Source organism: Streptomyces mayteni, from assembly GCF_054783955.1.
The window spans coordinates 1-754 of the sequence record NZ_BAAGPR010000284.1; the positions used below are offsets into that span (position 1 = coordinate 1).

General features: G+C 60.3%; 2 protein-coding genes. Both read right to left on the bottom strand.

The window, feature by feature from the left end; all coding sequences use genetic code 11:
* Positions 1-163: GTPase (locus tag ACYVPE_RS39915; RefSeq protein WP_461038744.1), on the bottom strand; the 163-nt coding region annotated here is incomplete at its 3' end.
* 246 nt (positions 164-409) lie between these two features.
* The coding region (locus tag ACYVPE_RS39920) for a hypothetical protein (RefSeq protein ID WP_461038743.1) at positions 410-754 on the bottom strand (345 nt) is incomplete at its 5' end.

Below are 754 nucleotides of genomic sequence, written 5' to 3' on the forward strand. Positions count from 1 at the left end.
CCAGTTTCTGCAGCCGCGGGTCCGGCACTTCGACCACGCCGACGTTCGGATCGATCGTACAGAACGGATAGTTGGCCGACTCTGCGCCGGCTTGCGTAATCGCATTAAACAAAGTCGATTTGCCGACGTTCGGCAAGCCGACGATTCCACAGGACAGTGCCACGGATGAATCCAGCTCCTTGTTTCCGTATCATCGCTATCGTCTAAGGACGACTATCCTTTGAATTATACCGGATTTCCTGTGGAATCGCCAGCCTCCGCCTTCCAACAGCTTCAACCATTCTCCAACTTCGACAACCGAAATCGCAAAATCAATCGGCTCTCTCTTGGGTCGTCTGCATGCGCCGTTTGCTGCCGCTGTATGCCGATTTGCGGATTTTCCCCGAACCGCGCCTGCTCGCGGTGCCGCTTATTTCCCCGCCAGCCTTCTCAGCACGGTGCCGAACTCCGCCCAGGTGACAGGCGCATCGGGGTCGTGCGGGGAGTCGATTAACCTCTCCGCCTTGAGCCATTCGAGCGCCGACGTTTTCCAATCCGTCACGGGCTCGGCCGCGATCTCCCGGCCGATCTGGACGATGCTCTCCCCGTACCCGACTCCCGGCACGGCCCATCGTCCGTTGAGCTGCTCCCAGGTCGGAGCGGCGCCGCGCAGTCCGGCGGACTGCAGAATCGAGAATCGGGGATCGACGAGCTTGGCCCCGGACGGCAGCGGGGCAGTTGTCGCATATCCGTACAGATGCTGGATTTGCGCTTC